The 24,421-nt window shown below is 66.4% G+C and carries 30 protein-coding genes; 12 read left to right on the forward strand and 18 right to left on the reverse strand.

The window, feature by feature from the left end; all coding sequences use genetic code 11:
• The coding region (locus ITJ59_RS07065; RefSeq protein ID WP_228511238.1) for a cbb3-type cytochrome c oxidase subunit I at positions 1-393 on the reverse strand (393 nt) is incomplete at its 3' end.
• Positions 394-668: 275 nt separating this feature from the next.
• Between ITJ59_RS07065 and ITJ59_RS07070 the strand changes: the two genes are divergently transcribed.
• Both ITJ59_RS07070 and ITJ59_RS07075 read left to right on the forward strand, forming a co-directional pair.
• The gene (locus tag ITJ59_RS07070) at positions 669-1,805 is read left to right on the forward strand and encodes an AI-2E family transporter (RefSeq protein WP_194650419.1); all 1,137 of its coding nucleotides are present in this window, start codon (positions 669-671) and stop codon (positions 1,803-1,805) included.
• A gap of 109 nt (positions 1,806-1,914) precedes the next feature.
• Positions 1,915-2,871 carry an ROK family protein gene (locus ITJ59_RS07075; protein ID WP_194650420.1) on the forward strand — a complete coding sequence of 319 codons (957 nt, stop codon included), beginning with the start codon at positions 1,915-1,917 and terminating at the stop codon, positions 2,869-2,871.
• Between the two features lie 58 nt (positions 2,872-2,929).
• Here the strand turns inward: ITJ59_RS07075 and ITJ59_RS07080 are convergent, their stop codons facing one another.
• Complete coding sequence (locus ITJ59_RS07080; protein WP_323749435.1) at positions 2,930-3,502, reverse strand: DUF421 domain-containing protein; 573 nt, start codon at positions 3,500-3,502, stop codon at positions 2,930-2,932.
• Positions 3,503-3,558: 56 nt separating this feature from the next.
• Complete coding sequence (locus tag ITJ59_RS07085) at positions 3,559-4,755, reverse strand: cation:proton antiporter (RefSeq protein ID WP_194650422.1); 1,197 nt, start codon at positions 4,753-4,755, stop codon at positions 3,559-3,561.
• Between the two features lie 219 nt (positions 4,756-4,974).
• On the opposite strand from ITJ59_RS07085, the gene ITJ59_RS07090 reads away from it, so the two are divergent.
• The gene (locus tag ITJ59_RS07090) at positions 4,975-5,163 is read left to right on the forward strand and encodes a YrhK family protein (RefSeq protein ID WP_194650423.1); all 189 of its coding nucleotides are present in this window, start codon (positions 4,975-4,977) and stop codon (positions 5,161-5,163) included.
• A gap of 235 nt (positions 5,164-5,398) precedes the next feature.
• Positions 5,399-5,971: a GntR family transcriptional regulator gene (locus ITJ59_RS07095; RefSeq protein ID WP_194650424.1), complete on the forward strand. Its 573-nt coding sequence runs from the start codon at positions 5,399-5,401 to the stop codon at positions 5,969-5,971.
• A gap of 254 nt (positions 5,972-6,225) precedes the next feature.
• Here the strand turns inward: ITJ59_RS07095 and ITJ59_RS07100 are convergent, their stop codons facing one another.
• Complete coding sequence (locus ITJ59_RS07100; RefSeq protein ID WP_228511239.1) at positions 6,226-6,504, reverse strand: GntR family transcriptional regulator; 279 nt, start codon at positions 6,502-6,504, stop codon at positions 6,226-6,228.
• A gap of 189 nt (positions 6,505-6,693) precedes the next feature.
• Between ITJ59_RS07100 and ITJ59_RS07105 the strand changes: the two genes are divergently transcribed.
• Positions 6,694-6,843 (forward strand): hypothetical protein, encoded by a 150-nt coding sequence (locus ITJ59_RS07105; protein WP_194650426.1) that lies wholly within the window; start codon positions 6,694-6,696, stop codon positions 6,841-6,843.
• A 616-nt stretch (positions 6,844-7,459) separates the two neighbouring features.
• On the opposite strand, the gene ITJ59_RS07110 is transcribed toward ITJ59_RS07105, so the two are convergent.
• The 5 genes from ITJ59_RS07110 to ITJ59_RS07130 form a co-directional block, all read right to left on the reverse strand.
• Positions 7,460-7,849: a helix-turn-helix domain-containing protein gene (locus ITJ59_RS07110; protein WP_194650427.1), complete on the reverse strand. Its 390-nt coding sequence runs from the start codon at positions 7,847-7,849 to the stop codon at positions 7,460-7,462.
• A gap of 108 nt (positions 7,850-7,957) precedes the next feature.
• Positions 7,958-8,167, reverse strand: coding sequence for a hypothetical protein (locus ITJ59_RS07115; RefSeq protein WP_194650428.1), 210 nt, complete (start codon positions 8,165-8,167; stop codon positions 7,958-7,960).
• Between the two features lie 505 nt (positions 8,168-8,672).
• A complete protein-coding gene (locus ITJ59_RS07120; protein WP_194650429.1) occupies positions 8,673-9,527 on the reverse strand; it encodes a LamG domain-containing protein in 855 nt (284 codons plus the stop codon).
• On the reverse strand, positions 9,524-10,405 hold the full coding sequence (locus tag ITJ59_RS07125) for a S26 family signal peptidase (RefSeq protein ID WP_194650430.1): 882 nt from the start codon (positions 10,403-10,405) through the stop codon (positions 9,524-9,526). The genes ITJ59_RS07120 and ITJ59_RS07125 overlap by 4 nt, the downstream gene beginning before the upstream one ends.
• A 183-nt stretch (positions 10,406-10,588) precedes the next feature.
• Positions 10,589-11,242 (reverse strand): hypothetical protein, encoded by a 654-nt coding sequence (locus ITJ59_RS07130; protein ID WP_194650431.1) that lies wholly within the window; start codon positions 11,240-11,242, stop codon positions 10,589-10,591.
• A gap of 230 nt (positions 11,243-11,472) precedes the next feature.
• Here ITJ59_RS07130 and ITJ59_RS07135 point away from each other — a divergent pair, with 230 nt between their 5' ends.
• Complete coding sequence (locus ITJ59_RS07135) at positions 11,473-11,949, forward strand: MarR family winged helix-turn-helix transcriptional regulator (RefSeq protein WP_194650432.1); 477 nt, start codon at positions 11,473-11,475, stop codon at positions 11,947-11,949.
• A gap of 114 nt (positions 11,950-12,063) precedes the next feature.
• Here the strand turns inward: ITJ59_RS07135 and ITJ59_RS07140 are convergent, their stop codons facing one another.
• The 3 genes from ITJ59_RS07140 to ITJ59_RS07150 form a co-directional block, all read right to left on the reverse strand.
• A complete protein-coding gene (locus ITJ59_RS07140; protein ID WP_194650433.1) occupies positions 12,064-12,441 on the reverse strand; it encodes a helix-turn-helix domain-containing protein in 378 nt (125 codons plus the stop codon).
• 115 nt (positions 12,442-12,556) lie between these two features.
• The gene (locus ITJ59_RS07145; RefSeq protein ID WP_323749436.1) at positions 12,557-13,432 is read right to left on the reverse strand and encodes a helicase associated domain-containing protein; all 876 of its coding nucleotides are present in this window, start codon (positions 13,430-13,432) and stop codon (positions 12,557-12,559) included.
• Between the two features lie 48 nt (positions 13,433-13,480).
• The gene (locus tag ITJ59_RS07150) at positions 13,481-14,230 is read right to left on the reverse strand and encodes a PP2C family protein-serine/threonine phosphatase (protein WP_194650435.1); all 750 of its coding nucleotides are present in this window, start codon (positions 14,228-14,230) and stop codon (positions 13,481-13,483) included.
• A 398-nt stretch (positions 14,231-14,628) separates the two neighbouring features.
• Here ITJ59_RS07150 and ITJ59_RS07155 point away from each other — a divergent pair, with 398 nt between their 5' ends.
• Positions 14,629-15,720, forward strand: coding sequence for a BLUF domain-containing protein (locus tag ITJ59_RS07155; protein ID WP_194650436.1), 1,092 nt, complete (start codon positions 14,629-14,631; stop codon positions 15,718-15,720).
• A 118-nt stretch (positions 15,721-15,838) separates the two neighbouring features.
• On the opposite strand, the gene ITJ59_RS07160 is transcribed toward ITJ59_RS07155, so the two are convergent.
• Entirely contained in the window at positions 15,839-16,291 is a 453-nt protein-coding gene (locus ITJ59_RS07160) for a MarR family transcriptional regulator (RefSeq protein ID WP_323749437.1), read from the reverse strand.
• A gap of 508 nt (positions 16,292-16,799) precedes the next feature.
• Here ITJ59_RS07160 and ITJ59_RS07165 point away from each other — a divergent pair.
• From ITJ59_RS07165 to ITJ59_RS07175, 3 genes are all read left to right on the forward strand, one after another.
• Positions 16,800-17,309: a MarR family winged helix-turn-helix transcriptional regulator gene (locus ITJ59_RS07165; protein ID WP_323749438.1), complete on the forward strand. Its 510-nt coding sequence runs from the start codon at positions 16,800-16,802 to the stop codon at positions 17,307-17,309.
• 387 nt (positions 17,310-17,696) lie between these two features.
• Entirely contained in the window at positions 17,697-17,975 is a 279-nt protein-coding gene (locus tag ITJ59_RS07170) for a hypothetical protein (protein ID WP_194650439.1), read from the forward strand.
• A complete protein-coding gene (locus ITJ59_RS07175; RefSeq protein WP_194650440.1) occupies positions 17,972-18,244 on the forward strand; it encodes a hypothetical protein in 273 nt (90 codons plus the stop codon). Before ITJ59_RS07170 ends, ITJ59_RS07175 begins: the two co-directional genes overlap by 4 nt.
• Before the next feature lie 94 nt (positions 18,245-18,338).
• Here the strand turns inward: ITJ59_RS07175 and ITJ59_RS19585 are convergent, their stop codons facing one another.
• The 3 genes from ITJ59_RS19585 to ITJ59_RS07190 form a co-directional block, all read right to left on the reverse strand.
• A complete protein-coding gene (locus tag ITJ59_RS19585; protein ID WP_194650441.1) occupies positions 18,339-19,268 on the reverse strand; it encodes an AraC family transcriptional regulator in 930 nt (309 codons plus the stop codon).
• 79 nt (positions 19,269-19,347) lie between these two features.
• Positions 19,348-19,629, reverse strand: coding sequence for a hypothetical protein (locus tag ITJ59_RS07185; RefSeq protein WP_194650442.1), 282 nt, complete (start codon positions 19,627-19,629; stop codon positions 19,348-19,350).
• A 226-nt stretch (positions 19,630-19,855) separates the two neighbouring features.
• Positions 19,856-20,533 (reverse strand): hypothetical protein, encoded by a 678-nt coding sequence (locus tag ITJ59_RS07190; protein ID WP_194650443.1) that lies wholly within the window; start codon positions 20,531-20,533, stop codon positions 19,856-19,858.
• A 374-nt stretch (positions 20,534-20,907) separates the two neighbouring features.
• Here ITJ59_RS07190 and ITJ59_RS07195 point away from each other — a divergent pair, with 374 nt between their 5' ends.
• On the forward strand, positions 20,908-21,438 hold the full coding sequence (locus ITJ59_RS07195) for a sigma-70 family RNA polymerase sigma factor (protein WP_194650444.1): 531 nt from the start codon (positions 20,908-20,910) through the stop codon (positions 21,436-21,438).
• Positions 21,439-21,484: 46 nt separating this feature from the next.
• Positions 21,485-21,943 carry a DUF4383 domain-containing protein gene (locus ITJ59_RS07200; protein ID WP_194650445.1) on the forward strand — a complete coding sequence of 153 codons (459 nt, stop codon included), beginning with the start codon at positions 21,485-21,487 and terminating at the stop codon, positions 21,941-21,943.
• A gap of 500 nt (positions 21,944-22,443) precedes the next feature.
• Here ITJ59_RS07200 and ITJ59_RS07205 read toward each other — a convergent pair whose 3' ends face one another.
• Together ITJ59_RS07205 and ITJ59_RS07210 are read right to left on the reverse strand one after the other, a co-directional pair.
• Entirely contained in the window at positions 22,444-23,505 is a 1,062-nt protein-coding gene (locus ITJ59_RS07205) for a sodium:calcium antiporter (protein WP_194650446.1), read from the reverse strand.
• A 482-nt stretch (positions 23,506-23,987) separates the two neighbouring features.
• A complete protein-coding gene (locus tag ITJ59_RS07210; protein WP_194650447.1) occupies positions 23,988-24,323 on the reverse strand; it encodes a histone-like nucleoid-structuring protein Lsr2 in 336 nt (111 codons plus the stop codon).
• Positions 24,324-24,421 lie beyond the last annotated feature (98 nt).

Genomic DNA, 24,421 nt, shown 5'->3' on the forward strand with positions numbered 1-24,421 from the left:
CAGGTACAGCCAGAACGCGAAGCCGTTGAGGCGCGGGAAGGCGACGTCCGGGGCACCGATCTGGAGCGGCATGATCGTGTTCGCGAAGCCGGAGAACAGCGGTGTTGCGAAGAGCAGCAGCATGATCGTGCCGTGCATCGTGAACAGCTGGTTGTACTGCTCCTTCGTCGCGACCACGTGCAGGCCAGGCTCGAACAGCTGCGCGCGAATGACCAGCGCCATGACGCCGGCGAGCAAGAACATCGTGAACGAGGCCATCAGGTAGAGGTAGCCGATGGTCTTGTGGTCGGTGGAGGTGATCCACCGGACGATGACGTTGCCTTTCCGACCGGTCGTCGGCCGGTCGAACTGAGCGACCCCGTGTTCATCGGTCGACAGGGCTGTGCTCGCCATGTGCTGTTCTCCCGTGTTGATCGACGGACGAGTCGGAGTGTGTCCTAACGGCCGGGGGCTCGGGCAGCTGGCCGCAACGGTACGGCACAGGTCACCACCACACAACGCCGACACCGACTGTCCACGCCGCCGCCCGCCGCGGAAGCGCACGGCTGCGATCGGCTGCTGGCGAACGGAGTCCGTGACAACGCGAACCGCTCCCCACGTACCGTGTGCCGAAGCGCCCCGGACTTCGGCGTTGCATCCACGCAACATCAGTACGGAAGGCGCGCTCCATGCCGCTGTTCACCTCTCATCCCCCGATGCCGTCGGCACAGCCATGGCCGGAACAGCGCACGCTATGGGCGGGCAGTCTCGGCCGTCTCGCGACGCGATGCGCGCAGATCCTGCTGGTCGTCATCGTGGTCGGCGGCATCACGTTCGGGTTGAGCCAGATCAGCGTCGTCGTGATCCCGGTCCTGCTGGCGCTGATCGTCGCCAGCGCGATGCTGCCCGTCGTCGACTTCCTCCGACGCATCCACGTCCCCTCGATCCTCGCGACCTGGATCACGCTCGTCCTCGTCGTCGGGGTGCTCGGCACGGTGGTGTGGCTGGTCGTCCTCGCCGTGGAACGGCAAGCCAACGACCTCGTCGACTCCGCCATCGACGGCTTCGGGGAACTCGAGCAGCTCGCCCGTACCCTCCCCGTCACGATCGACGCAGACCAGCTGGCATCGCTGCGCGGTGACGCCGTCGACTTCGTCACCAGTCGACAGTTCGGCGTCGGCGCCCTCGCCGGAGTGTCTGCCGCGGGCAGCTTCGCCACCGCGTTCGCGGTCTTCGTCGTCGTCCTGTTCTTCTTCCTCAAGGACGGTCCCCGGATCTGGGACTTCCTCTGCCGCCCATTCCACGGAGCTGAGCTCGCCCGCGCACAACGGATCGGACAGCAGACCGTCACCACGCTCGGCGGCTACATCCGCGGCACCGCAACCGTCGCGGTCGTCGACGCCGTCGGGATCGGCATCGGCTTGGCGATCATCGGCGTCCCGCTTGCACTTCCGCTGGCTGTCATCGTGTTCGTGTTCGCGTTCATCCCCCTCGTCGGCGCCACCCTCGCCGGACTCCTCGCCGCGGTCATCGCGCTGGTCTCCAACGGGCCCGCGGCAGCTGTCTGGGTCATCATCATCGTGTTCGCCGTCAACCAGATCGAGGGCAACTTCCTCCAGCCCGTGGTGATGGGCCGCACCCTGAAACTGCACCCGCTGGTGATCCTCATCGCCCTCACCATCGGCACCATCACCGCCGGCGTCATCGGCGCCATCCTCGCCGTCCCGCTCGCAGCCGTCGCCTGGGGCATCGTCACGGTGTGGCGCGGCGACGACGACCCAGCAGAATTCGCCCGCCAGAAACGCCCAGAACGCATGACCGACTAGGCACGCTGCCGTTCACCGGTGCGCGCCGGCAGCAGCGCACGCGCTCAATGCGTAGCCCCCAAGCGGCCTGGCTTCCTTGTCGCGTCACAGAACCAGTGAAGGACCCTCCATGAGCACCACGGACACAACCGTCGTCGGCATCGATGTCGGCGGAACGAACATCGAAGTCGGGCTCGTCACCGCTGAACACACCGTCCTCGACCGGGCAAAAGCGGTTACACCGGAGACCGGTCCGGACGACGTGCTGCAAACGATCATCGACCTGGTCCACTCGCTCGATGGCGATCCGATTGCAGTCGGTCTCGGTATCCCCGGCGTCGTCCACGAAGGGCAGGCACTGACCGTGCCGAACCTCGTCGGATGGACCCATCCGGTCGGCCTCATCGCACCGCTCTCGGACGCGTTCAACGTCCCGGTGTCGCTCGGCAATGACGCGAACGTCGGTCTCCTCGGTGAGTGGGCCGCGGGAGCTGCTCGAGGTGGGCGGAACGTCCTCGGGTTGTGGATGGGCACCGGTGTCGGAGGCGGGCTGATCCTCGACGGCCGTCCCTACACCGGAGCCCGCGGGGCGGCGGGCGAGATCGGCCACGTCGTCGTGCTCGCCGGTGGCGCCCTCTGCAGCTGCGGCCGGCGAGGATGCGCGGAAGCGTATGCCGGCAGGAAGTCGATGCGCGGCACGGCCACCGCAATGGTCGCCGCGGGACGGGAGACGTCACTGTTCGACATCCGTGACGCCGAGGAGAAAACGAAGCTGACGTCGAAGGTCTGGGCGGCGGCGCTGGAGGATGAGGACGCCCTCGCGACGGAACTGTTCGGCACCGCGATCGACATGCTCGGCGTCGCGCTCGGATCAACGAACAACCTCCTCGACCTGGACAGGGTCGTCGTCGGTGGCGGTCTCGCCGAGAAGCTCGGCCAGGACCTCGCGGACCGCCTCCACACCGCAGCAGAGCCCTGGATGCTGCAACCCAGCCCGAAGCTGCACTTCGTCGTCGCCGAGCTCGGCGACGACGCCGGCGTGGTCGGCGCTGCAACCCTCGCGCGATCAGCGATCATCGCACCGTAGCGGTAGCGCTAGCCGCTGCTGGCTCGGGCAGCGGGGACGCTCCGGTCATCCGCAGGCGCTACTGCAGGTGCTGCAGCGCGGAGCCGGTTCCGAACTGCTGCTCGCTGATCACGCTCAGGGTGCCGTTCGCTTCCAGCACCACGGCCGCCGTGAGCTCGACCCCGCCGATGCCGCTGCTACGGGTCGCCTGCAACACATCGGACTCCGCGAGACGGTTCTTTCGGAGCGCGTCGCCGTGCATCTGTCCGTGCGTCAACACGACCGCTGGGCGGGCAGTGACGAGCCGTCGGAACCCACCGACCCGCGATGAGATCAGTGCGACACCAAGCTGGAGGCCGGCGAGCAGAGCCAGCGCAAGGGCGCCTTCAGACCAGGAAACGTCACTGCTGAGCAGGATCGTCGCGAGCGTCGACCCGAGCGCGACGGTGACAATGAAGTCGAACGCGTTCAGCTGGCTGAGGGTGCGCTTGCCCGACACCCGCAGCACGCAGACGATCAGGACGTACGCGGCGACGCCGACGATGAGGATGCGTCCAAGGTCAGCCCACGAGTCGAACCACATCAGCGTCTCCGTCCCGATTCCATGAACATGGTGCGCGAGGTGAGCATCCGGCTCGGTGTCGATCGACACGGTTCGCAACAAGGGCCCGCGACCGCTTTCTTGTCATCCTTGTCGCTTCGACCGCATCAGTTCTCAGCAAGCAGCTGCCGGCTGCGTTCCTCGCGTGCGCTGCGGCGTCCGAACGCGTCTGCGATCGGCACATCCGTCGACGAGTGCGCCACGATCGACAGGACAACAGCGACGACGATCACGTGGAACAGCATGGCCGCATCAGGAACCGCACTGTCGAGGACGAGCAACCCGTAGAGCACACTCGCGAACCCCTTCGGGCCGAACCAGGCGACGGTGAGCCGCTCCCACCGGTCCAAACCGCTTCGGAAAAGCGCGATCTCAACGGCCGCTGGGCGTGCGAAAACAAGGAGCAGGACAGCGAACACGTATCCGAGGACGCCGACGTCGGCGAGGATGTCCGGGCTGATCAGCGCCCCGAAAACGAGGATCGCGAGCAACTTCACGAGTTCACTGACGAGCTCACCGAACTCATGGAACGCATCCCGGGTCTGCGGCGCGATGCTCGCGATGGTGATGCCGGACGAGAACGCCGCCAGGTACAGGTTTCCGTTCAACACGTGCGCCAGCCCGAACGTGAGCAGGCCGACCGCGACAGGCGTCAGCGTGGCGTAGAGCGGTGTGGCCGTGATGAACGGGAGCGCGAACAGCAACCGGACAAGCACGGGGATCACCACTCCCAGACCGACGCCCAGCAGCAGTTCCCCGGCGAGCGTGCAGAGGTCCGTCTGCGCCCCCGACGCTACTGCCAAGAAGACCAGCACGAGCGGCAAGGCGAGGCCGTCGTTGAGACCAGACTCAACGTTGAGCAGACTGCGAGTCCTCTCCGGGATCTCCTTCCGACCAACAATCGCGGAAGCGAACACGGGGTCAGTCGGAGCGAGGACCGCAGCGATCAGAAGGGCCTGCGGCCAGTCGAGGCCCAGCAGCCACACACCGAGGACCGCACTGATTGCCAACGTCAGGGGCAGCCCGAACAACAGCGCACGCCCCGGAAGCCGCCACGCATGCCGCAGATCCCGTGCACCGATCTGCTGACCGTCAGTGAACAGCACCGTGAAGAGCGCGATCTCGGAGATCGTGTTCACCAACGGATCATCCGGTGCCAAGTTGACGGCTCCCGTGACGCCCGACCCGAGTACGAACCCAGCGACGAGGAACAAGACCGTCGTCGAGACGATGGTCCGCTTCGCGACAGACGAGATGGCGATGGCGATGATCAGCACCGCTGCAAACGAGACGAGGAGGCCCACGAGCCAACAGTGGCCTTCTCGGCGCCGGGTGTCCGGCGCGCGTCCGCGGCACCACGCGCACCCGAGAACGTCGCACCCCGGCGGTGACACTCGGCCGGCACCGGGTCTGGTTGGATGCACGGATGAGCGGGAAGCAGCACGACTTGACCGTGCGGATTCGGTCCGGACGAGCTCCGGATCCGCGGGCTGTACGAGACCATCAGCATCGTCAACGACGTCATGGTAGCAGTGTGGTTTATCGTCGGAAGCGTCCTGTTCTTCTCAGAGTCGACCAGCACAGCAGGGACATGGCTGTTCTTGGTCGGCAGCGTCCAACTGCTGATCCGCCCGGTCATCCGGCTCGGTCGTCGGGTGCATCTCGGACGCATCTCGCCCGAGGGTCCTCGTTCCTCCGCCCGCGACTTCTGACCAGGAGCACCTCCGTGCACGCTTCCGACATCGCCACGACGCCGGCTGCGGTACTCCCTTTGAGCGGTCGCCAAGATGGCGCACGTCCCGCATGGCCGGCACCGCCCATGTCGACTTGAGGCGCCGTAGAACAGTGCTGATAATCCGTCATCGAAAGACCTATCTCAGGTGACTGACATTCGCAATCGCATCGCCTGCACTTCACCTACAAAAATATTTCGGATACGATGCAGATATGCCGATACCGAAGCCATCAGTGTCCCCGGGCCCTCGAACTCTTCTGCGCGACGTCGCATACGAGCAGATGCGGGCTGCGATTGAGAGCGGCACGCTCGAGCCCGGCGAACGGCTCAACGATGACGAGCTCACGACATGGCTTGGGGTCTCTCGCACCCCAGTCCGGGAGGCGATCGCGCGTCTGGCAGCGGATGGTCTCGTCGACATGGCCGCGAACCGCTACACGCGTGTCGCCGAGCAGTCCGCAGCAGCACACGATGAGGCTGCAGCTGTCCTCTCCGCGCTCCACGCATGGGCGATCGACCATACGGCGACTGCGTCACCCCACACTCGACGAGACGCAGCGCGGCTTGCCCAATCTGCGCACCCCGGGATTAACGATCGCCATCTCGAGGGGTATCGGGATCTGCACGATGCTGCCGGCACGCTGATCGCCGGGCTCGGAAACGAACTGTTGGCGGCCACAGAGTTGACGATCCGGAGCCGGGTCAGATTCCACGCTGCGGCAGAGGGCGCCGCGATCGACTGGGATCGCGCAAGCGAACTCGCCCGACGGCTTGCAGCCGAATAGCTGCGAGATCACCGCATCGTCTCGCTCCGTTTCGTCGCGGGTCGACACGGTGCGGTCTCAACGGTTCGCCCAATAGCGGCACCCGCCGGGCGGTATCCGGACGCTATCGGTGCCAGGGCGCTGTCCCTGAAACACCACCCCGGCCGGACGTCCCGCGCTGCCAGGAGAACGCCCGTGCGCCGTCAGCAAGCATGCCCAACCGAACGGCATCCAGACCCTACGGCCTACGCCCTCGACTCCCCAAGCACCACGGACTACACCGACGGTCCGTCGTCAGGTGGGGTGAAGAAGTCGCGGTATCGGACCGGGCCGGCGATGAAGCAACCATCACCGGGCACCGACCGCACCACGCCGTCGACGATCAGCGCCCGGTACGCGTTCATGATCGTGTGGATACTCACCCCGGACGTCACCGCCGCGACCCGGTACGGCGGCAACCGATCACCCTCGACCAGCACGCCGGCAGCGATGCTATCGCGGACGAGCTGCTCAACCCGCTGCTGCAGGAACCCTCCCCGCCGCGGGCCCGGCAAGACCAACCGAAACACCCCAGGACCGGCCCGCCACACGTGACTACCACCCATACGCCAGCCCCCTGCCCCGGTTGGTTGATGCGCGGGGTGAGATGCCGGATCAGGTAGCAGCCCACCCCGCTGACAGCGGGAACCACCCAGCTGCTGCCACACAGTCTGCCCGAACCGGCACCTCGTACCGTGCGACCGATGAGTCGCTCAACCTTGCGCCGGCGAAAGAACGCCACCGTCCGCCGGCCGCGCGAGAGCCTGCGCATGCGGTGGTGGCAGTGGGCGCTGCTCGCAGCTCTCGCCGCGGTCACGGCAACACTGGTGGCGGCCGCGCTCACACTCAAATGAGCCCGGCGCCGTCTGCCGAGTTGATGGGTTCCCGGGGACGGTGGAACGTTCGGGTCATCCCGCCACCCCCGGGATAGCGCACTCCCCCACCAGCCTCAAGGCAGGAAAGGCAAGTCTCTCGAACGGGAAACGAGTGTCACGCAAGCATCACTGCCGCGGAGCGCTCCACACAGGATAGAACCGACTGTCCACCGGCGGAACCCTCTGTCCGGTTCCCCGGGAGAGGTTCGGGATGTCGGCCACGCACTAAACGCCGCCGACATCCCGCACGCGCCACATCCTGACCCGAACAGGGGGCGCACCACCTAGCGTGTGCGACCGCCCATGTGCTGACAAGTCGGCACTACAGAGGACTCAGCATGGCCAACGGGCTGAACGGGGCATGTCTGGCCGCCACCCGTAGGCGGCCAGGCATCCCGGAGCGACACCACACAGACGCGGCTTCAGCTGCGGAGCAGATACCCGAACCTGCTCATGAACAGAGTCAAACAGCCCTCACCATGCGGATCCATCCCCAAAACAGGGGGAACGATCGTTCTCTCGTGCTGGACTCGACGTGATGCCGACTGCGTAGCTGTCCCCGGAAGGCGCAACTCCAGGGCACTCGCTGAAGCCGTCAGGCCGGCAGCTGAGCGCGGGCAGCGTGAGCGGTCTCGGACGGCGTCTCCCCGTACTGGGCCCGGTAATAGCCGGAGAACCGGCCGAAGTGCGGGACCCCACTCGCCGCCGCAGCCGTCCCGACCGGCTGATACGGGTTCGCGAGGATCATCTGTCGTGCCCGGTGCAGTCGCAGCAGCCGGACCACGAGGGAGGGTGGCATGCCCAGGTCCCGCTGGAACGCTTCCTGCAGGCCACGCTTGCTGTAGCCGCTCGCCGCCGCGATCTCCGGCGCCGTCAACCGCCCCCGATACCGCGCCTCGATACACGCCAACGCCCTGGCCACCGCCGGCTTCTGCACGCCAACATCGATTCCCACCGCTGCAAGCTCGTTCATCGACGTCGACATGCACCGACCGTAGACCCAGCCCCGAATCTCGGTCGCTCCGCAGATGGCCCGGCAACACGGCCGACCACTCGGCGATCCATGACGTCGCCGCAATCGCCACTCAACCGCTCACGACTTCGGCGGCGACCAACTGCGCCCGAACGCGCGCATCAGAACAACACCCCAGTCCGCGTCGGTGATCGTTCCCGTCGACGTCTCCGTGCTGAACGCACCGCCCTCGAACAACAGGGGTGGTTGCCCGACCAGGTGCTCGCCGAGCTGCTCGGTAACGTGCCAGGTCTTCCGTGCGGTCTGTGAGGGCACCAGCTCGAGCTGCAACCGGTGACCGTGCACCGACACCGTCGACGGAAGCTGCGGAATAAGAGGCGGCATCCGCACAGTCCACCCTCACCTCGCCCCAATACCGCGCAGACACGCATGCACCGTTGAGCAAGGCTGCTGCAGTACCTACCCCGCCCGCACTCGGGAACGAACGAGAAGTTCACTGTAGTGACGGCCCGGCCGGAGCCCGATGACTGCAGTCGCGGTGAGCAGACCCGTCGCGATGGTGCGCAGCTAGTGAGCGACGCCGTACGCGTCCTTCACGCTCTGATCGACCTGTCCCCGCGGCGCAAACGTCGGAGCCGTTCGCTGCCGGCTTCTCGCTCCCATGACAGCATCGGACACGCCGTTGACGGCGACGTGTTCACCATGGTCGACGCATTCACACGGATCGCGGATGCCGACTGGACTGCATCGCTGACCCGGGCATTCCACCGCAGCGAACTACCGCCGGCAGCAGCAGGTCGGTCGTCTCACCGTTCCGTGACCGAGAGAGAGAGAGTCAGTGTCCGGCGGCGTAGTGGTTCGTGATCTGAGTTTGGGTGAGTGCGGTGCTGTAGACGGCTGCGTAGCGCATGGAGCCGGTGAAGTAGTAGTTGGTCGCGGCACCCGGCCACCCGCTGATGGTGTCGTAGCCGATCCGGAAGTACCCGGTGGCGTTCTCTGGGGTGACGTAGTTGGCGTTGGAGGCGACGAGGGTGCCGTCGACGTAAAGGCTCATACCGGTGCTGGGTGACATCGTCGAGACCACGTGGTGCCAGGTGCCGTCGTTGTAGGCCTTTGGAGATGTAACGACCTGCACGGTGGAGTTGTAGGTGCCGAAGACGAGCTGGCCGGAAGTGTTGAGGTAGATCTGCCGATCGTGCTGCCCGGACGTGCTCACCTGGTTGCTGCCGAAACCGATGAGCAGGCCGCCGGCGACCGTGGTCTTGAACCAGACCTCTTCGCTGAAGGTGGTCGGGTTTTTCACGGATGTCGGGGTGGAGACGAAGCTGGATGAGCCGTTGAGGACATACGACGAGCCGGCGTCGCGGGGGCAGGCGTTGGGAGCAGGGGTCGCGGCCGTCATGGTGCCCTGGTAGGTGCCGTTGGCGTTTTTCCCGGACCAGTCTGTGGCGGTCGCCGCGCCGGAGGCTTCGGTGAGTTTGTAGGCGAACAGGGCGTTGCTGGTGTCGACGCCGACGGCGCCGGTGCAGGTGAAGTTCGCAGCCGTCCCAGCACTGTTGCTGCTGTTGGTGACCTTCGCGGTGAATCCGGAGCGGGTGGGAGCGAACTGCATGACGATGATCAGGACCGCCAGCGCGGTCACGAGGAGCACGGCGATGGTTTTGCCATCTCGGAAGCGGTGCAGGTTCATGCCTGCACCGTTCGGACACGCCCCACGATGAGGCAAAGCGCGAGGGGAATGCAGCAGATTGCGATGAGGAGGACCCAGCCGGCAGGCTGCAGATCGATCGCTGAACTCAGCTGGTAGTGCCCGTTCGCGGTGAGCTCCCGGATGGTGACGCGGCCCACTTCCCCGTCGGCGAGGTGCACGCTGCTGCTGCCGTGGCCGCTGACGCGGACGGGGAAACTTCCCGAGGAGATCACGGTCGCGGTGACCGAATGCGGGGTGGAAGTGTTCTCGATGGTCGTGACGTTCACGAACGGCTTCAGCAAGAACGCGGCGTACGACACCGTCAGCGCGGTGCCGGCGATGCGCAGCGAGGTGCGGGTGACGCGGTCCGTGAAGGGGCTGGTGAGCACCCAGATCAGCAGTGTGCCGATCAGGAGGATTGGTGCGGCGCGGAACAGCCATCCCAGGTGTGGGATGAGCAGCGCCGGCGTGCCGATGATGTTGTCCTGGGCGAGGGTCCACGGGTCGGTCGCACCGTTGACGTCGCCGCGGGTGTGGATGCCGCCATCGGCATCGATGCTGATGATGCGGTGCGTGTACGTGACGTCCGGATTCGCGGGAACCTGAAACGAAACGATGTCTCCCACCTGCAGCGCCGCCGCCGCAACGGGAAGATCCAGCACGAGGGTTCCCACCGGAGCGGCTTCTCCCATGGACGGGGTCTCGACAACGAACCAACGTCCTCCGCTCGTGAGAAACAGTCCGGCCGCGGCGAGCAGGAGCCCCGCGGTCACCGCGACCGACCAGGCCAAGACGGTCTCGAACCGCGACGCGGTGTGCCCACCGAGCAGGGGCCGCTCGAGCGTGCCACTGAGCGGGATCGCTACGGTCTGGCTCATGATCGACTCCGGTAACGCCCCGGCACCCGGGAACGGCAGTAGCAGTTGAAAAAAGAGGGTATGGGCAACGCTGGGTCATCCAGATCCGGCCGGAAGTTGCATACTCAGCAAGCGACGCTCGCCCGATGGGAATGGGCGAGCGTCGCCAGCCTGTGCGGGTGAGCGTAGCCGGGCGGGGATGAGCTAGGCGGTGAACGTCCAGGTCATGGGGACCGAGGCTGCGAGGCCCTGGTAGGTGTTGCCGGCGGAGGAGTCGAGGGTGACGGCGAAGTTGAACGGCGTCGACGCGCCGGCGGCCGGAGCTGCGGGCATCGTGAAGGCCGACGCTGCGGCGCCCTTGAAGCTGGCGAGTGTGCCGCTGAAGACCGTGGTCGAGCCCGAGGTGATGACGAGGTTCATCTTGGCGCAGAGGTCGGTCGCGGTGCCGTTCGAGGAGCCGTTGTTCGACTGGGTGCACGTGCTGCCCGGCGTCAGGGTGAAGGTGCTGGCGGCCGCGGTGCCGGTGTTCTTGATCGAGATCGCCGTGTTGACCGTGTTGCCCGGCGTCATCGTCGTGCTGCCACCGAACTTGTTGATCGTCGAGCACGTCGCGGAGTTCGTCGACACCGAACCGCCGTCGGTGCTGAGGCACGTGACGGTCGCGCCGGCGTTCTGCTCCTGCATGATCAGCGTGCCGCTCGCGGCGGTGTTGCTGCTGTTGGTGATGCTCGCCGCGAACCCGGACAGGGTGCCGGTGAGCGAGAGGGACAGGAGCACGGCGGCGAAGATGCCGGCGAGGAGCGCCACGGGGGCGAAACGGATCCGCTTCAGAACGGAGATGCGGTGCGAACGAGCCACGAGATACCTCAATGCTTATCTGGAGAGATTGACAGCAATCACGTTGCTACGATTGCACGGACATCAAGATAGCCTGGTGTCGAACTGATGAACAGCCAAACCAAGACCCCACTCCAGGGGGCTCCGATCTGTCCTCCCGGACTGGGGTCGTTCGATCATCGTGCGTCCCGCGTATCGTGCTACTTGCCCATGCGCGCCACGGACGGCGCCCGAGCTGATGAGGAACATCCATGGCCACCACCACCCCACCCCAAGCCTCCGATCTGCAGAGCGCGTTGAACGCGTTCGTGATGATGCACCGCGCCAACGCCCTCCTGACGGCGCAGCTCGCCCAACGCCACCGGTGCAGCGTGTCCGACATGCGAGCCCTGGTGTTCATCGCCGGCGGCGGCGACACCACCCCCGGCGTCATCGGGAAAGAGCTCGGGCTCAGCACGGGCGCGATCACGACCCTGGTCGACCGCCTCGAGGCCGCCGGGTGGGCGCACCGCGTCCCGAACCCGCATGACCGCCGCAGCAGCTACCTCGAAGCTCTTCCTGGCGGCCGTGACGTCCTCGCCGAGATCACCGCCGTGTACCAGGACGCGTTCACCGCAGCCACCGCCGCGGGCTCGTCGTACGACGAGCTCACGACCGCGTTCGCAAGTCTCGGCACTGCACTGCGGGCGACCATGACGCACACGGCAAACACCCCGGCCGCAGCCTGATCGCGAACCGACCGGGCAGCCGTCAGGGACGATCTGACCGCTCTCGTTTCCACCTCACCCCGCACCGCCGATCACCCCCGCATCGCCGATCACCGGCGGCCATCGGACGGCCGATCAGCTGTAGAGGCGATGTCGGGCAGCGTGCACTGTGTCGGACGGTGTCTCGCCGTACTGAGCACGGTAGTAGCCGGAGAAGCGGCCGAAGTGTGCAAACCCAACCGCGGCAGCCACTGACCCGATCGGTTGATCCGGATTACTCAGCAGCATCAGCCGGGCCCGCCACAGCCGCAACAACAACACCACCCGCGACGGCGCCAACCCGAGATCCCGCTGAAACGCTTCCTGCAAGCCCCGCTCACCGTAGCCAGCCGCCGCAGCGATTTCTGCCGCTGTGACCGGGCCCCGGTATCGGTCCGCGATGTGTAGCAGCGCCCGCGCTACCCTCGGCCGCTGCGCACGCACATCGATACCGATCTGCTCGAGCTCCGTCACCGCTGACATACGCCACCGTAACGCCGTCACCGTGTGCCCGGATGCAGTGGAGACCGAATTCATGAACGCGCGATTGTTCGGGTAAGCCCGCTCCGGGTGCTGTTGTGGGATCGCGTTAGCTGTCCCAGCCGGGGCGGAGGCTGTCGAACCGTGCAACGCGTTCCTGGGACAGCTGCCGATCACGGTGCAGCCGGCGCTGGCGAAGCAGCCACCGTCCGATCGCGACACCGTCATCGGTGACGGTCCGGGCAGCGGGCAGGCGACCTTCGTGAGCGGATACCCACCGGTGCACGTGCTGCAGCATTTGCTCGAAGTGGGCGTCCTCGCGGCGCCGTCGCGCCCGGTCATCCGGAGCTTGACGGAGCCGCCACACCATCCCCAACACCTCAAGGGCACGTACCCGAGCCGCGGGCATAGCGCCGCTGCGGTACTCGACGCGTCTGGAATCCACCCAGCGGCCCAGCTGCAGCCCGTCCGCGGTGACGAACCAGTGCGGCACGAGCACGTCACCATGGTCCCGCCGATACTGATCCAGCGCGGTGACACCCGCCGCCCACGCGGCGGCATCGTCACGCACCATCCATACGAAATCCAGCGCGACGAGTTCCGGCCACAGCCGTTCCGCGTCCGCGGCACTGCGGGACCATTGCCGCCGACGCGACTGCACCCACGTCCCGAGCGGGAACCCGTCCTCGGTCTGAAACGTGTGCGGCACCAGCCCATGGCCGGCAGCAGCTTGGAACGCAGCGAACGCTGCAATACCGGCAGACCTGTCTGCTATCGACCAGCGCACCCCGACACGCTCCAGCAGCTGCATCCGCTCGGCAGGCAGCGTGCCAGCGGCGAAAAGTGAACGCTGCCGATGCAGCCACACCCCAAGACGCTCCCCCTCGTCCGTGCGGAACGACCGGGGAACATCGGCGTGGCCACTTCGGCTCCGGAAGCGCTCGAGCGCCGCATAGGACGCATCCCATCGCTGTTCTACCTGCACGACACCTCCCATCCTCCTCTCCTGGCGAGCACTACGGCCTGACCTGGGTCAGGCGTTGCGGTGGATCGCGGTGAGGGTGGTGTCGTCGTCGAGGTCCGGCCCGGCCGCGTCGAGGAATTCGGTGAGCGCGAATTGCAGGTCGACGACTGTCCGCAGTTCGCCGGCGAGCTGGGTGAGGGTGTGTATGGAGGCGCCGGGGAGTTCAAAGAGACCGTCGCTGACGATCAGGAGCAGCTCACCGGGTGCGAGATACAGGATCCGTGGCAGGCGCGGCATGCCCGCAGGCTGCAGTCCGATCGGGAAATCTCTCGAGGGGATCCGTTCCGTAACGCCGGATTTGTGGGCGTGGGCGGTGAGGCCGTGGCCGGCGTCGACGAACTCGACTCGTCCGTCACGGAACCGGAGCCGAGCGTGGAAAAGTGTTGCAAACGCGGAGGCACGTTCGAAGTGGTCCCGGGTTGCCGTCTCCGCGGCATCAACGGCCTCGCCGGGGGGCTCGTGGTGGAACACCTCGAGGCCGCCGAGCAGGTTCGCAGCGAGCACCCCGGAGGCGAGACCCTTACCCATGACGTCGCCGACCGTCACCGTGGCGTAGCCGCGCTGACTGTCCACAGTGACATCGGAGAGGTCTCCGGAGATTCCCCGCGCCGATCGTGCAGTCGTGGCGATCGTGTATCCCGCGAGCACGGCGGGAGCCGGACGCATCGCTCGCTGGACCGCGTCGATCCAATAGGAACCGGCACTGTCGTGCTCGTTGTCGTTGCCGGCGGCGTGTGGGGTGCGCATGTCGGTCGTCATCTCACCCACGCGATGCGTCGTCTCATCTGCTTCCCCCCTGCTCGATGGCATGCAACTCCCGAGATCCTGAAAGCAGCACGGAACGGGAGGGGTCCGGGATGGTGCCCCTGCGACACCATCCCGGTTGGACGCCGCCGCAAGCACTAGTAGCGGCGCCCTGTTGACCCAGGAGCTTGCTCTAACCGGGCTGTCGGCGACCATACCCCCGATTGGAGATGCCGCGATGTCGGCATTTCCACCGACCACCGCCCGCCCGTCTGCCGCCACAGTTCATGATCCGTCTGGCGCAGGAGTCATGATCCGTCTGGCGCAGGAGGACGGCGTGGGTTGCTGTTCTGATGGCTGGTGGGTCAGTCTGAGGTGCAGTAAGACGCGCTCGAGGGAAACAGGGGTCCCGGATGTTGTCGCTGGTGTACGTGAGCACGATGGCCCGCCCGGTCACCGACGAGGAACTCGCGGAGGTCCTCGTGATCGCGCGCGAGAAGAACCTGCGACTGGGTATCACTGGGATCTTGGCCCATCAGGGCAGCAACTGCCTCGGGATCATCGAAGGCGACGACGATGTCGTCCGGGAGCGATTCGCGGGAATTCGGCAGGACCCACGCCACATCAACGTCCGCGAAGTCGCCGTCGACCAGATCAGTGAGCGGGCATTCCCGGAGTGGTCGATGGCGTTCCAACCCGCCGACCCACTCATCAAGAACATCCCCGGGTTTCTCGACCTGTTCTCCGACCACCCGGCCCCCGTTCCAGGTGGCAGCAACACATCGCGGGCGAAAGCACTCCTGGACTGGTTCCGGAAGCACCCCCTCGCCCCCTTGACCGATCAAGGCGTCGGCGACGCGATCGAGCCGCGTCTGCAGATCATCAGCGCCGCGATCATGGTGCTGCACGACGTCGGCGTGGAACGCGCCGACGTGGACCAGATCGCCGACACCGCTGGGATCAGTGTCGACGCGCTCCGACAGCACTTCCCCACCCGGCAGAGCCTGCTCACCGCAACCGTCGACCGGTGGTCCAGCACCCTGTCCCGCCCCCTGCTACCCATTGCCGAGCAATACGGCGCGGTCGCATACCTCCACGCGCTCATCGTCGCGTACTCGGAAGAACCCGCACTGATGCGGCTGCTCGCGTCAACCCTTGCAGCAAGCTCCGACCCAGCAAACGAGGGAGCGGACTACTACCGCACCCTGTACCTCCGGTTCCGGCAAACCATCCGTGATGCGCTCGAGCGTGACATCCACGCCGGCCGGGAACCGGACACGATGGAGCCCGCCCGTGCCACCGAACAGCTCCTCGCCCTCTACGACGGCCTCCGCGTGCAAGCACTCCTCGTGCCCGAATTCGACATCATCGAAGCTTTTGACCGGGCAGCATCACGCATGCGCCGCGGCTGGTCCGAGGACTACCACCACACCGACCTCTTCGACATCCCCCTCGACCGCACCCGCGAACACACGACACACCCCGACTCATTCGGCTCCCAGTAAGTTCGCGCTACCGCTGGAAGCGCGGGGCGGCCGCCGGATAGGTGACGGCCGCCCCGCTCGCAGCAGGAACCACCCCACTGCTGCCCACAGTCTGTACCTGCGGCAGCAATGCTGGTGGTCAGGGTGCGGGGTCCGAGGTGAGTGCGGCAAGGTCGACGAGAAACCGAGCGATGGCTGCTGCGTCTGCTTGCGGGACTTCGGCGCAGAGCGCTTTGATGCGCGGCGCGAGCGGGTCGGTGTCATTTCGGTCCGGTGCCCCCGGGACGAGTTGCACGTAGCTGGATCGCCGATCGGTCGGGTTTGGTGTCCGGGTGAGGAATCCGGATACCTCAAGCCGATCGAGCAGGCCCGTCGTCGATGACGTACTGATGCCCAGGTACTCCCCGAGCTGCTTCGGTATGCACGGCCGCTCCCATGCCGCGGCTGCACAAAGGTATCGGAGCGCTTCCCGCTCCGTGATGCTCATCCGCGATGCGGCCGGTCGAGCACGGTCGGCCCGTGCGGCGGCGTACCGATACCGGTCGACCGCATCGACCAGCGCAGCTGCAGCCGCGTTCAGCGTCTCCGGCACGCGGCCACCATGCAAACGTCCTCCGGAGACCATCCCGGCTGCCGAAACACACGCATTCGATCCACTCCCCTGATACCTGCCAGCGGCTGCAGCCCTACCAGTAACGTCGATGAGGCTGCGCCGCGGGACCCTAGCCGCGGGCCGACCGGGACCCCATTCCTGACTTGGTCTCCTCAAGCGCGTCAAGGAAGACAGCAGCCCGACGACAGTCCTAGCGCGAGGGCGTCTGCCCCCCTGATCCGAACTCGGGGCAGGCGCTCTCCCGCCCTTCTTCATACGCTCCTTTCGACGGGGTTCGGTGAACAAGTTGCGATGTGCGTGCAGCGGATGAAGGTGAGACATGATCGGACGCGCCGCGGGGATTACCGCTCCAAACGTCCCGACATCGTCGGTGCCGGCCGCCCACCGAACACCGACCGCAGCCGCCGGGATCCAGCACGACCCGAACGCCTGCTGATGACTCGGCTGCCAGACTCGACCATGAATACAGTGCGCGCATGCGCGGTCGGTGAGTGTGGTGCTGGAGGTACTGATGGCTGAGGACGAAGAGCAGGTTCCAAGTGGGGTGCTGCTGCTGGAATCGGTGAACCGTCTCCGGGTCGCGGAAACAATGCTGCAGAACCGGGCACGTGCCCGGATGGGGTTGAAAGCGAACGACTTCCAAACGGTGCAGTTCCTCGCAGCCCGGGAAGCCGCCGGCGTTCCCGCGCGTGCAGCGGATCTCGCCGAAACGCTCGGTGTCAGCAGCGCCGCGGCGACCATGACCATCGACCGGCTCTTCGCACGTGGCTTCGCGGTCCGAGAACCCGACCCGGACGATCGCCGCTCCCGCATCGTGCGCCTCACCACAGCCGGGCAGCACAGCCTCACTGGAGCATACGAAGACCTCCCCGCGGCCGTGCAGGAGCTCCTTGACGCAGTCCCCGCGGAGGAAGCGGAACGCATCGCCGCGCTCGCGACCGCTGTGCAGGAGGTTGTGGACCGCACCGCGACGGACACCACCAACCCGACCGAGTGACCAGATAACGCTTCTAGTTAAGGAAGTTAGACGCCGGGGAGCTGGGTTCGTAGCCTGACTGGTGTTAGGACTCCCGCGCCCTGGTCGCGACGACGCCGGCATCTTGCCCGGCAGCACGATCGGGGTGGTGCCTGACCAGTCGCCGTGGCCGGTTATGCCACGGGGAAGGCCGCTCGGCATGACGTCCACCCTTGTTTCTCCCGCTGCTGCACCTGTGCCCGCTCCGCGCGCGGACCTCATCTTCACAGCGCACTACGGTGCACAGCGGTCCCCGTTGACCGAGGTGCAGCACGCACGCCGAACCCGCCGCCTCGCCGTCGTCGCAATCACGACCGGGCTCGTTTCGGTGACCGTCGCGACGGTGGCTATCGTCCTCGCGAGTGCCTGGTGAGCGGCGACGCGGCGACGACGCCGACTGAGCCGATCGACATGGGGCCGCTGCTCCACGACACCACGGATACACCGCTCTTCGAAGCCGGCCCGCGGGGGGATCCGCAGCAGTGGCATCGCCGGGGATTGTTGACGCCGGCTGAGGTCCGCGCGATCGTCACCGCCCGCGTCAACGACCTCCCCACCATCGTCACCACCACCCCAGCAACCAGCGACGAGCTGATCTCTCCGACCGAGCCGACGTACGGCGACTTCCTCAGAAAGCCCCACCCGTGAGCATCCTGCTGCACCACCCCAAGACCTCCCCCGCCCTCACCGTCCCCGTCACAGATTTCCCGACCGTGCTGCGGTGGGCTGCCTCCGACGCAGGGTTCTGGGTTGCCGACCATGGCGGCGCGTTCGCCGGCACCATCGACCAGCACGGCCAGCACTTCTTCGTCCGCAACGGCTTCGGCGAGTACCTTGGCGACTACCGCACCCTGCCAGACGCGCAGACCGCACTCGACCGCCACGTCCAGCCCGACCCTGTCGAGCCGCCATGCTGACCACCCCCAGCGGCCTCACGGACGCGCACCGAACCGTGTTCTACCGACTCGTCGTCCTCGATGCCGCACTCCAACACCGATCCGGTGTTCTCGGTTACGCGATGCCACGCAACACGTCGCCCGGAAGCTGGCCGAACTCGGCCTTGTAGGACGCTGCGAACCGGCCGAGGTGCGTCAGCCCAACCGATCGAGCCACCGCCGCAACCGACTCCGCCTCACCGGACTCGAGCTGCTCCCGCGCCAGCAGCAGTCGGATGCCCTTCAGATAGAACAGCGGCGACACTCCGTGGATGCGTTGGAACGCGCCCTGCAGACCCCGCACGCTCATGCCCGCCGCCTGCGTGACGTCGTCGACGCTGATCCGCTCCGCAATGTGGTCCAACAGGAACGCTTCCGCCTTCGCAAGCCGGGTGCGCGCCGGTGCCTCCCGGCCCTGCCCGACCGGCCAATGCGGAACCGCGGTCAACAAGCCCGCGGCCGCGAACCGGACAAGTTCCTGTTCCCGCTCCAGCGACACTGGTCCGGTGCTGCCCAGGATCTCGGGAGCGATGGCACGCACGACCAGCCACCATGCCGCGAGCGGCGCCCCTTCGGGCACGTGATGCGGTTTGAACTCCAACGGTGCCGGGTTCCACCCGCCCCGCTCCGCTGCGACCTGCTCGACCGTCGCCCGGTCGATGCGCATCACGTCCTTCTGAAACCCCGCCCACCGGAACGACTGCCGGCCCTCCCGATACAGCACGGGCCGACCCCGCAGCAGCGGCTTCCCATCCACGGCGCCACAGCCGGACTTCAACCACACCACGATCACATCGCCACCGGACTCGACCTCCCCGCGAACGATTCCAGAGCATCGCGTTGATTCCACGGAGAGCAGCTGCGTCCCCGTCAACGTCTCCTCGAACGCGAACGCTGCCCCGTCCAGAGCGCTCACCTGCAAACCGTGGGTCAGATGCGTTCGCGCCACCGCATCACGCGCCACCGCCACCTCATGCGTTCGCACAGTCAGCCGGGTCCGCTCCACCGTTGAATCATTCACATCAACGATTCTGCCGAACCCACTGCTCCGACATCGCCCGGACTCCGCGCTCATAGAAGACAATTCATGGAGCGTCACCCGACGACGTGTAGCCGGCGACCTGGTCAATACTCCCGAGCACGGCACCGATAGCACCGTCGAGCGCTCCGGGGTGCCGCAGCTGCATCAGCGCCCGATCGACCAGTCCCTCGACCCGTCCCGTCGCGGTGAGGTCCGCAGACAGGGCCCGAGCGTCAGCGTCAACGATCGCTCCGCGCGGCATCGGGGCGCCGTCCGCGTCCCACCCGCATTGCGGAGCGGGGATGTCGCTGTGCCCGACCCGAGGCTTGACGTCGGTGCGGATCACGTCGACGTCGTGTTGCGGTCTGCGATCCGAGCGGCATCGGTACCGGTGTCCGCGTCTGCGAAGAAGCCGCGGTGGTCGAGTGCGTGCGGCGCAATGACCACTATCAGCGGGCGCTCGAAGTTGTACATGCAGATGGATAGAGCCGCTCGCACACGAGCAACGCCCCGTCGCGTGCGACGGGGCGTTGGCCGTTCCGGTCTGCCATGCACAGCCGGAGTACGTGGGGTTACTTGATCTGTGCGGTGATGGTGGCGGTGCCGACGAGGAGGCCGCGCTTGACGGCGTCGGTGCCGAAGGTCTTGTTCAGCAGGCCGGCTGCGTCTTCGGAGACGTGGACGGTGGTGCCGGTCAGGATGGCGTTGTCGCCCTCGAGCTGGAGGGGCTTGAGGGAACCGCCCCAGAGCTCGAACAGGAACGCGTTGGACGCGGCGACCTTGCCGTTGACCAGGACGTCACCGTAGAGCTTCGAGGAGCCCGGGTTGACGACGAAGTTCTCCAGCGTGACGGTGGTGTCGCCGGCCTTCAGGGTGAGGCCGGAGTCGTCGTGGTTGAGCAGGCCCTGCACGTACGGCTTGTAGTTGCCGTCCGGCGACCAGTACGTCACCGATCCGGCGGTGATCGGGAACGACACCGACCCGTCAGCCAGGGTCGCGTCCCCGGAGACGCCGGGGGTGAGCTTCAGGGCGGTGAGGGCGTCGGTGAAGCCGGAGTCGAGCTTCACGGCGGTGGAACCGCCGAGGACCTCGGGGACCGAGGCGACGGGTGCGGGGATCTTCGACGACGACGACACCGTGTGGATCGCCGGGGTGCTTGCCTGGGCGGAGGAGATGCCGAACGCGGCACCGCCGAGGACGAGGGCGCCGGTCGTGGCGAGGGTGATGGAGGTCTTCAGGCTCTTGCGCATGGTGAACAATCCTTTGCTTCAGGTGTCGCGCTCGGCGCGGCTGCTGTGTGTGCGCGCCGAACACACCCTGATGGAGGGTGGAGAACCAGCGATGTGCGGCTGGTGAGCGCTCCGGGTGATTCCCGGCCTGTGCAAGCTATTCGGCGGCCTCGTGTGAACGGATTGGAATCCCGTACCCCGTTACCGCATCGTGATATCTCGCGTGCAACATGCACCCTCTTCGGGGGGGGTGCCACAATTCGTTGTGCTCAGCTCAGCTTTGCCAGAGGAGGGCGTTTCACGGCGACGACGCTCTCCCCGGACTGGGGGAAACCTGTTCTCGCCCGACCGCCTACGGTGAACCCGTCACCAGTAGAAAGATCGGTACTCCCTGCATGCCCGGTACTCAAGCATCGGCAACCGCTACCTTCACGGCTGCCTACCGGCAGCACGCGTCCGGGTTACGCGGCTTCGCGCGAACGATCATCATCGACCATCACCTCGCTGAAGACGTCGTTCACGAAGCGTTCCTCGAATGGTGGCAGCACCCCGACCGGCACGACCCAGCCCGCGCGAACCTCGAGTCGTGGCTGCGAACGATCGCACATCGACGCGCCATCGACCGGATCCGCAGCCTGGAAGCGTCACGCAACCGGGACCGACGCATTGGCATCCGCGACCACCACGGCACCGACCACGGCCTCGAGCAGTTCGACGCCCACTTCTCCCGCGCCCGACTCCGGGCAGCGTTGTCGGAGCTGACCGACAAGCAACGCAACGCTGTTCTCTTGCGCTACCTCGGTGAACGCAGCACCGCGGAGGTTGCCAGTGACCTCAACATCACACTCGGCACGGCAAAAACCCGCGTCCGCGACGGGCTCATCGCACTCCATCAACGCCTGCAGGCCGACCCGGCAGCCGCCTGATCCTCACACACTCCGGCACCATCCACTCCTCCGAAAGGCACATCCCATGACCAGCAACGCAGCCTCACGTCCCGGCTTCGCCGCCACCCTCACCCAGAAAGGCGCACTGCTCTTCGGTGTCGTGTTCCTCATCGTCGGTATCGCCGGATTCATCCCCGGCCTGACCATGGACATGGGCTCCATGTCCATCGCCGGCCACGGATCCATGGCGCTCCTGCTCGGTCTGTTCCAGGTGTCCGTGCTGCACAACATCGTCCACCTGCTCTTCGGCATCGTCGGCGTCCTCGCCGCACGCACCGCACGGAGCGCTCGCCTCTACCTCCTCGTCGGTGGCATCATTTACGCGGTCCTGTTCATCTACGGCCTCTTCACTGCCAGCATGACCGGCGCCGCGAACTTCGTCCCACTGAACAGTGCCGACAACGTCCTGCACGCGTTCCTCGCCGTCGCGATGATCGTCCTCGGCGTCATCCTGCCTCGCGTCGGCGCCCGAGGCCGCGCCTGACCCTGGCTCCGACATGAAGGGCATCGATCACACGATCGGTGCCCTTCATGTCGTGGAGTGAAACGGCGCGCGCAACCGTCGTCACCGCGGAGACGACTCATTTCAGCAATTCCTGCCGACATAACTCCTAGCGCGACCCAGCTTCTCGTGACGGTTGTCGATGAGCTGTTCCGTAAGTGCGGTCTGCACGAGCAATGACTGCACCGCCGCTTGCTCGCAGAACTAAGTGGATACGCCTCGCGGTGACGACCCTGCCCGAAAGCCGATCCACCGCCGGGCATCCTTGCACTGCGGGGAGTTTGTGCCGTTCAAGAGCAAGTTCTAGCCGACAACATCTGCACTGGGGCTACCTACGCCCTGCCTCCCCGGCCGACGCTGACGCAGGGGACGGCTCGCCTGGTAGGGCGAAGAAGTCGCGGTAGCGGACCGTGCCGGCGATGAAGTACCCGTTCGACCTGTTGCATCCGGTCCGGTGTGATCGTGCACGACGGCGGATGATGTCAGCTGATGGTGATGGCTACCAGGCCGCCGATGCCCGCGAAGTAGAGCAACACCACAATGACGGAGTCGATCCCGATGCCCGCGATGCGGGTCTTCGGGCGGAACACGAGACCCACTGCGTACACAACGGTGAGGAGCGCGGCGAGTGCCGTCAGATAGATGTCGCTCGCGTTCGCTTGCGGGAGGACTGCTTTCCCTGAGATCAGGGTGGCGACCAGAAACAGTACCGGAAGGAACGCGTTCCCACCGAAGATGTCGCTGATGGCAAGGTTGTCATCGCCCTGCTTCACTGCCTGCAAGCCGGTCGAGATCTCCGGCAAGCTCGTCGCGAGCGCGAGGACCGTCGCCCCAAACAGCACGCCCGACAATCCGATCTGTGATACGGCCGCGTCCCCCGCGCGCTCGAGCACGACGCCAGCGACCAGGGTCGCGAGCGCGGACACCGAGAAGATCGCTACTGCCTTCCCAGTGCCCATCCTCGCCACGGGCTTTCGCGTGCGGTGCCCGCTACGCTGCGGCACGGTGGTGTCGGGTGCGGCACCCGACTGGTGCCACGGCAGCCCCTTCCCCGCACGTTGCACGAGGAAGAGGCCAACTGCCCAGATCCCTGCGATGAGGACGACGTCCGGCGTGAGGCGGAACGCGATGAGCCCGGGCGGGAGTTGGCTGCCGGCGATCACGACCGCAAGCACCGCCACCACGACCACCGCTTCGAGGACGAGCCCGAGGGACGCAGCCCGGTATGTGATGGGGTTGACGTTCTTGCCTCGTCGTCCGAACGCGTCGAGGATCACGATGACGACGGTCTGTAAAGCGACGCCACCGAGGATGTTTCCCGCAGCGACCTCGATCGACCCGGACACGGCCGCGCTGACGGTGATTGCGATCTCGGGCAGATTCGTCGCAACGGCCAGCACGATGAGGCCGCCGAGTGCACTGCCGAGATGCAGCCGGTCATCGAGAACGTCCGTAGTCTTCGACAGCTGGATGCCCGCGATCCAGATGACGGCAGCACCTCCGACAAAGATGAGCACGAGTAGCCACAGCGGCAAAGAGTCCATGCTCGGCGAGCCAACTCTGCTCTTACCGACAGCCCGTACGGCCTGCACGCGGGGACCAGGTCGCCACGGGGCCGAGACAACGTCGCAACTCCCGACTTCAATCCCCTCGACCACGCCGACAGCATCTATTGGGGCCGTTCCGCAAGCCGATCGGCAGTACGGCCTTGAAGTAGTACAAGGCGCCGACCGCAGGCGGGGGCTGTCCGTAAGACGATCCCTCGCCGTACGGTCCTCAGCCACTGCTCGGTGTCCCATCGCCCGCAGTCTTTGCTTCGAATACATCGCGTAGGGCCGGTTCAGGGTGGCCCGTCCCACTGCTCTTCGGGTGAGTGCGGGCCGGGCCACACCCCGGGCCCGTCGACGGCCACCTCCAGCGCCCCGGACCAGGACATGGGAACGGCCGGGGTGTCAGTGTCGTGACAGCCCGGCCGGAGCCCGGTGACTGAGCTCGAGGTGAGCGTAGCCACCAAGACGGTGCGCGACTAGTGCGCGGCGTTGTAGGCGTCCTTCACGGCCTGGCTGATCCGGCCCCGCGGTGCGACGTCGTGGCCATTCGCTGCCGCCCACTCGCGGATCTTCGCCAACTCGTCCGGGTTGCTCCGCTGCGTGCTTGCGGATCCGCGTCCGCCGCGGCTCGGGACTTTGCGGGCGGCGGCGATGTAGTCCGAGAACGCCTCGCGGAACTGTGCGGCGTTGTCGTCGGAGAGGTCGATCTCGTAGTGGGTGCCATCGAACGAGAACGTGACGTTCTTGCCGCCGTGCTCGATGGTGTCGCCGGTGAGGTCGTCGATGAGGTGGGTCGTGACTTTCTGTGCCATGTCCTCTTGTGTAGCACCACGGTGCAAAAAACCGATGTGCACGCCGGCAGCAATACCGCCATGCTATGAATCGCGCACACCTCCTGCGCCTTCGAGAT

The organism is Curtobacterium sp. VKM Ac-1393 (assembly GCF_015350995.1).
Lineage (GTDB): Bacteria > Actinomycetota > Actinomycetes > Actinomycetales > Microbacteriaceae > Curtobacterium.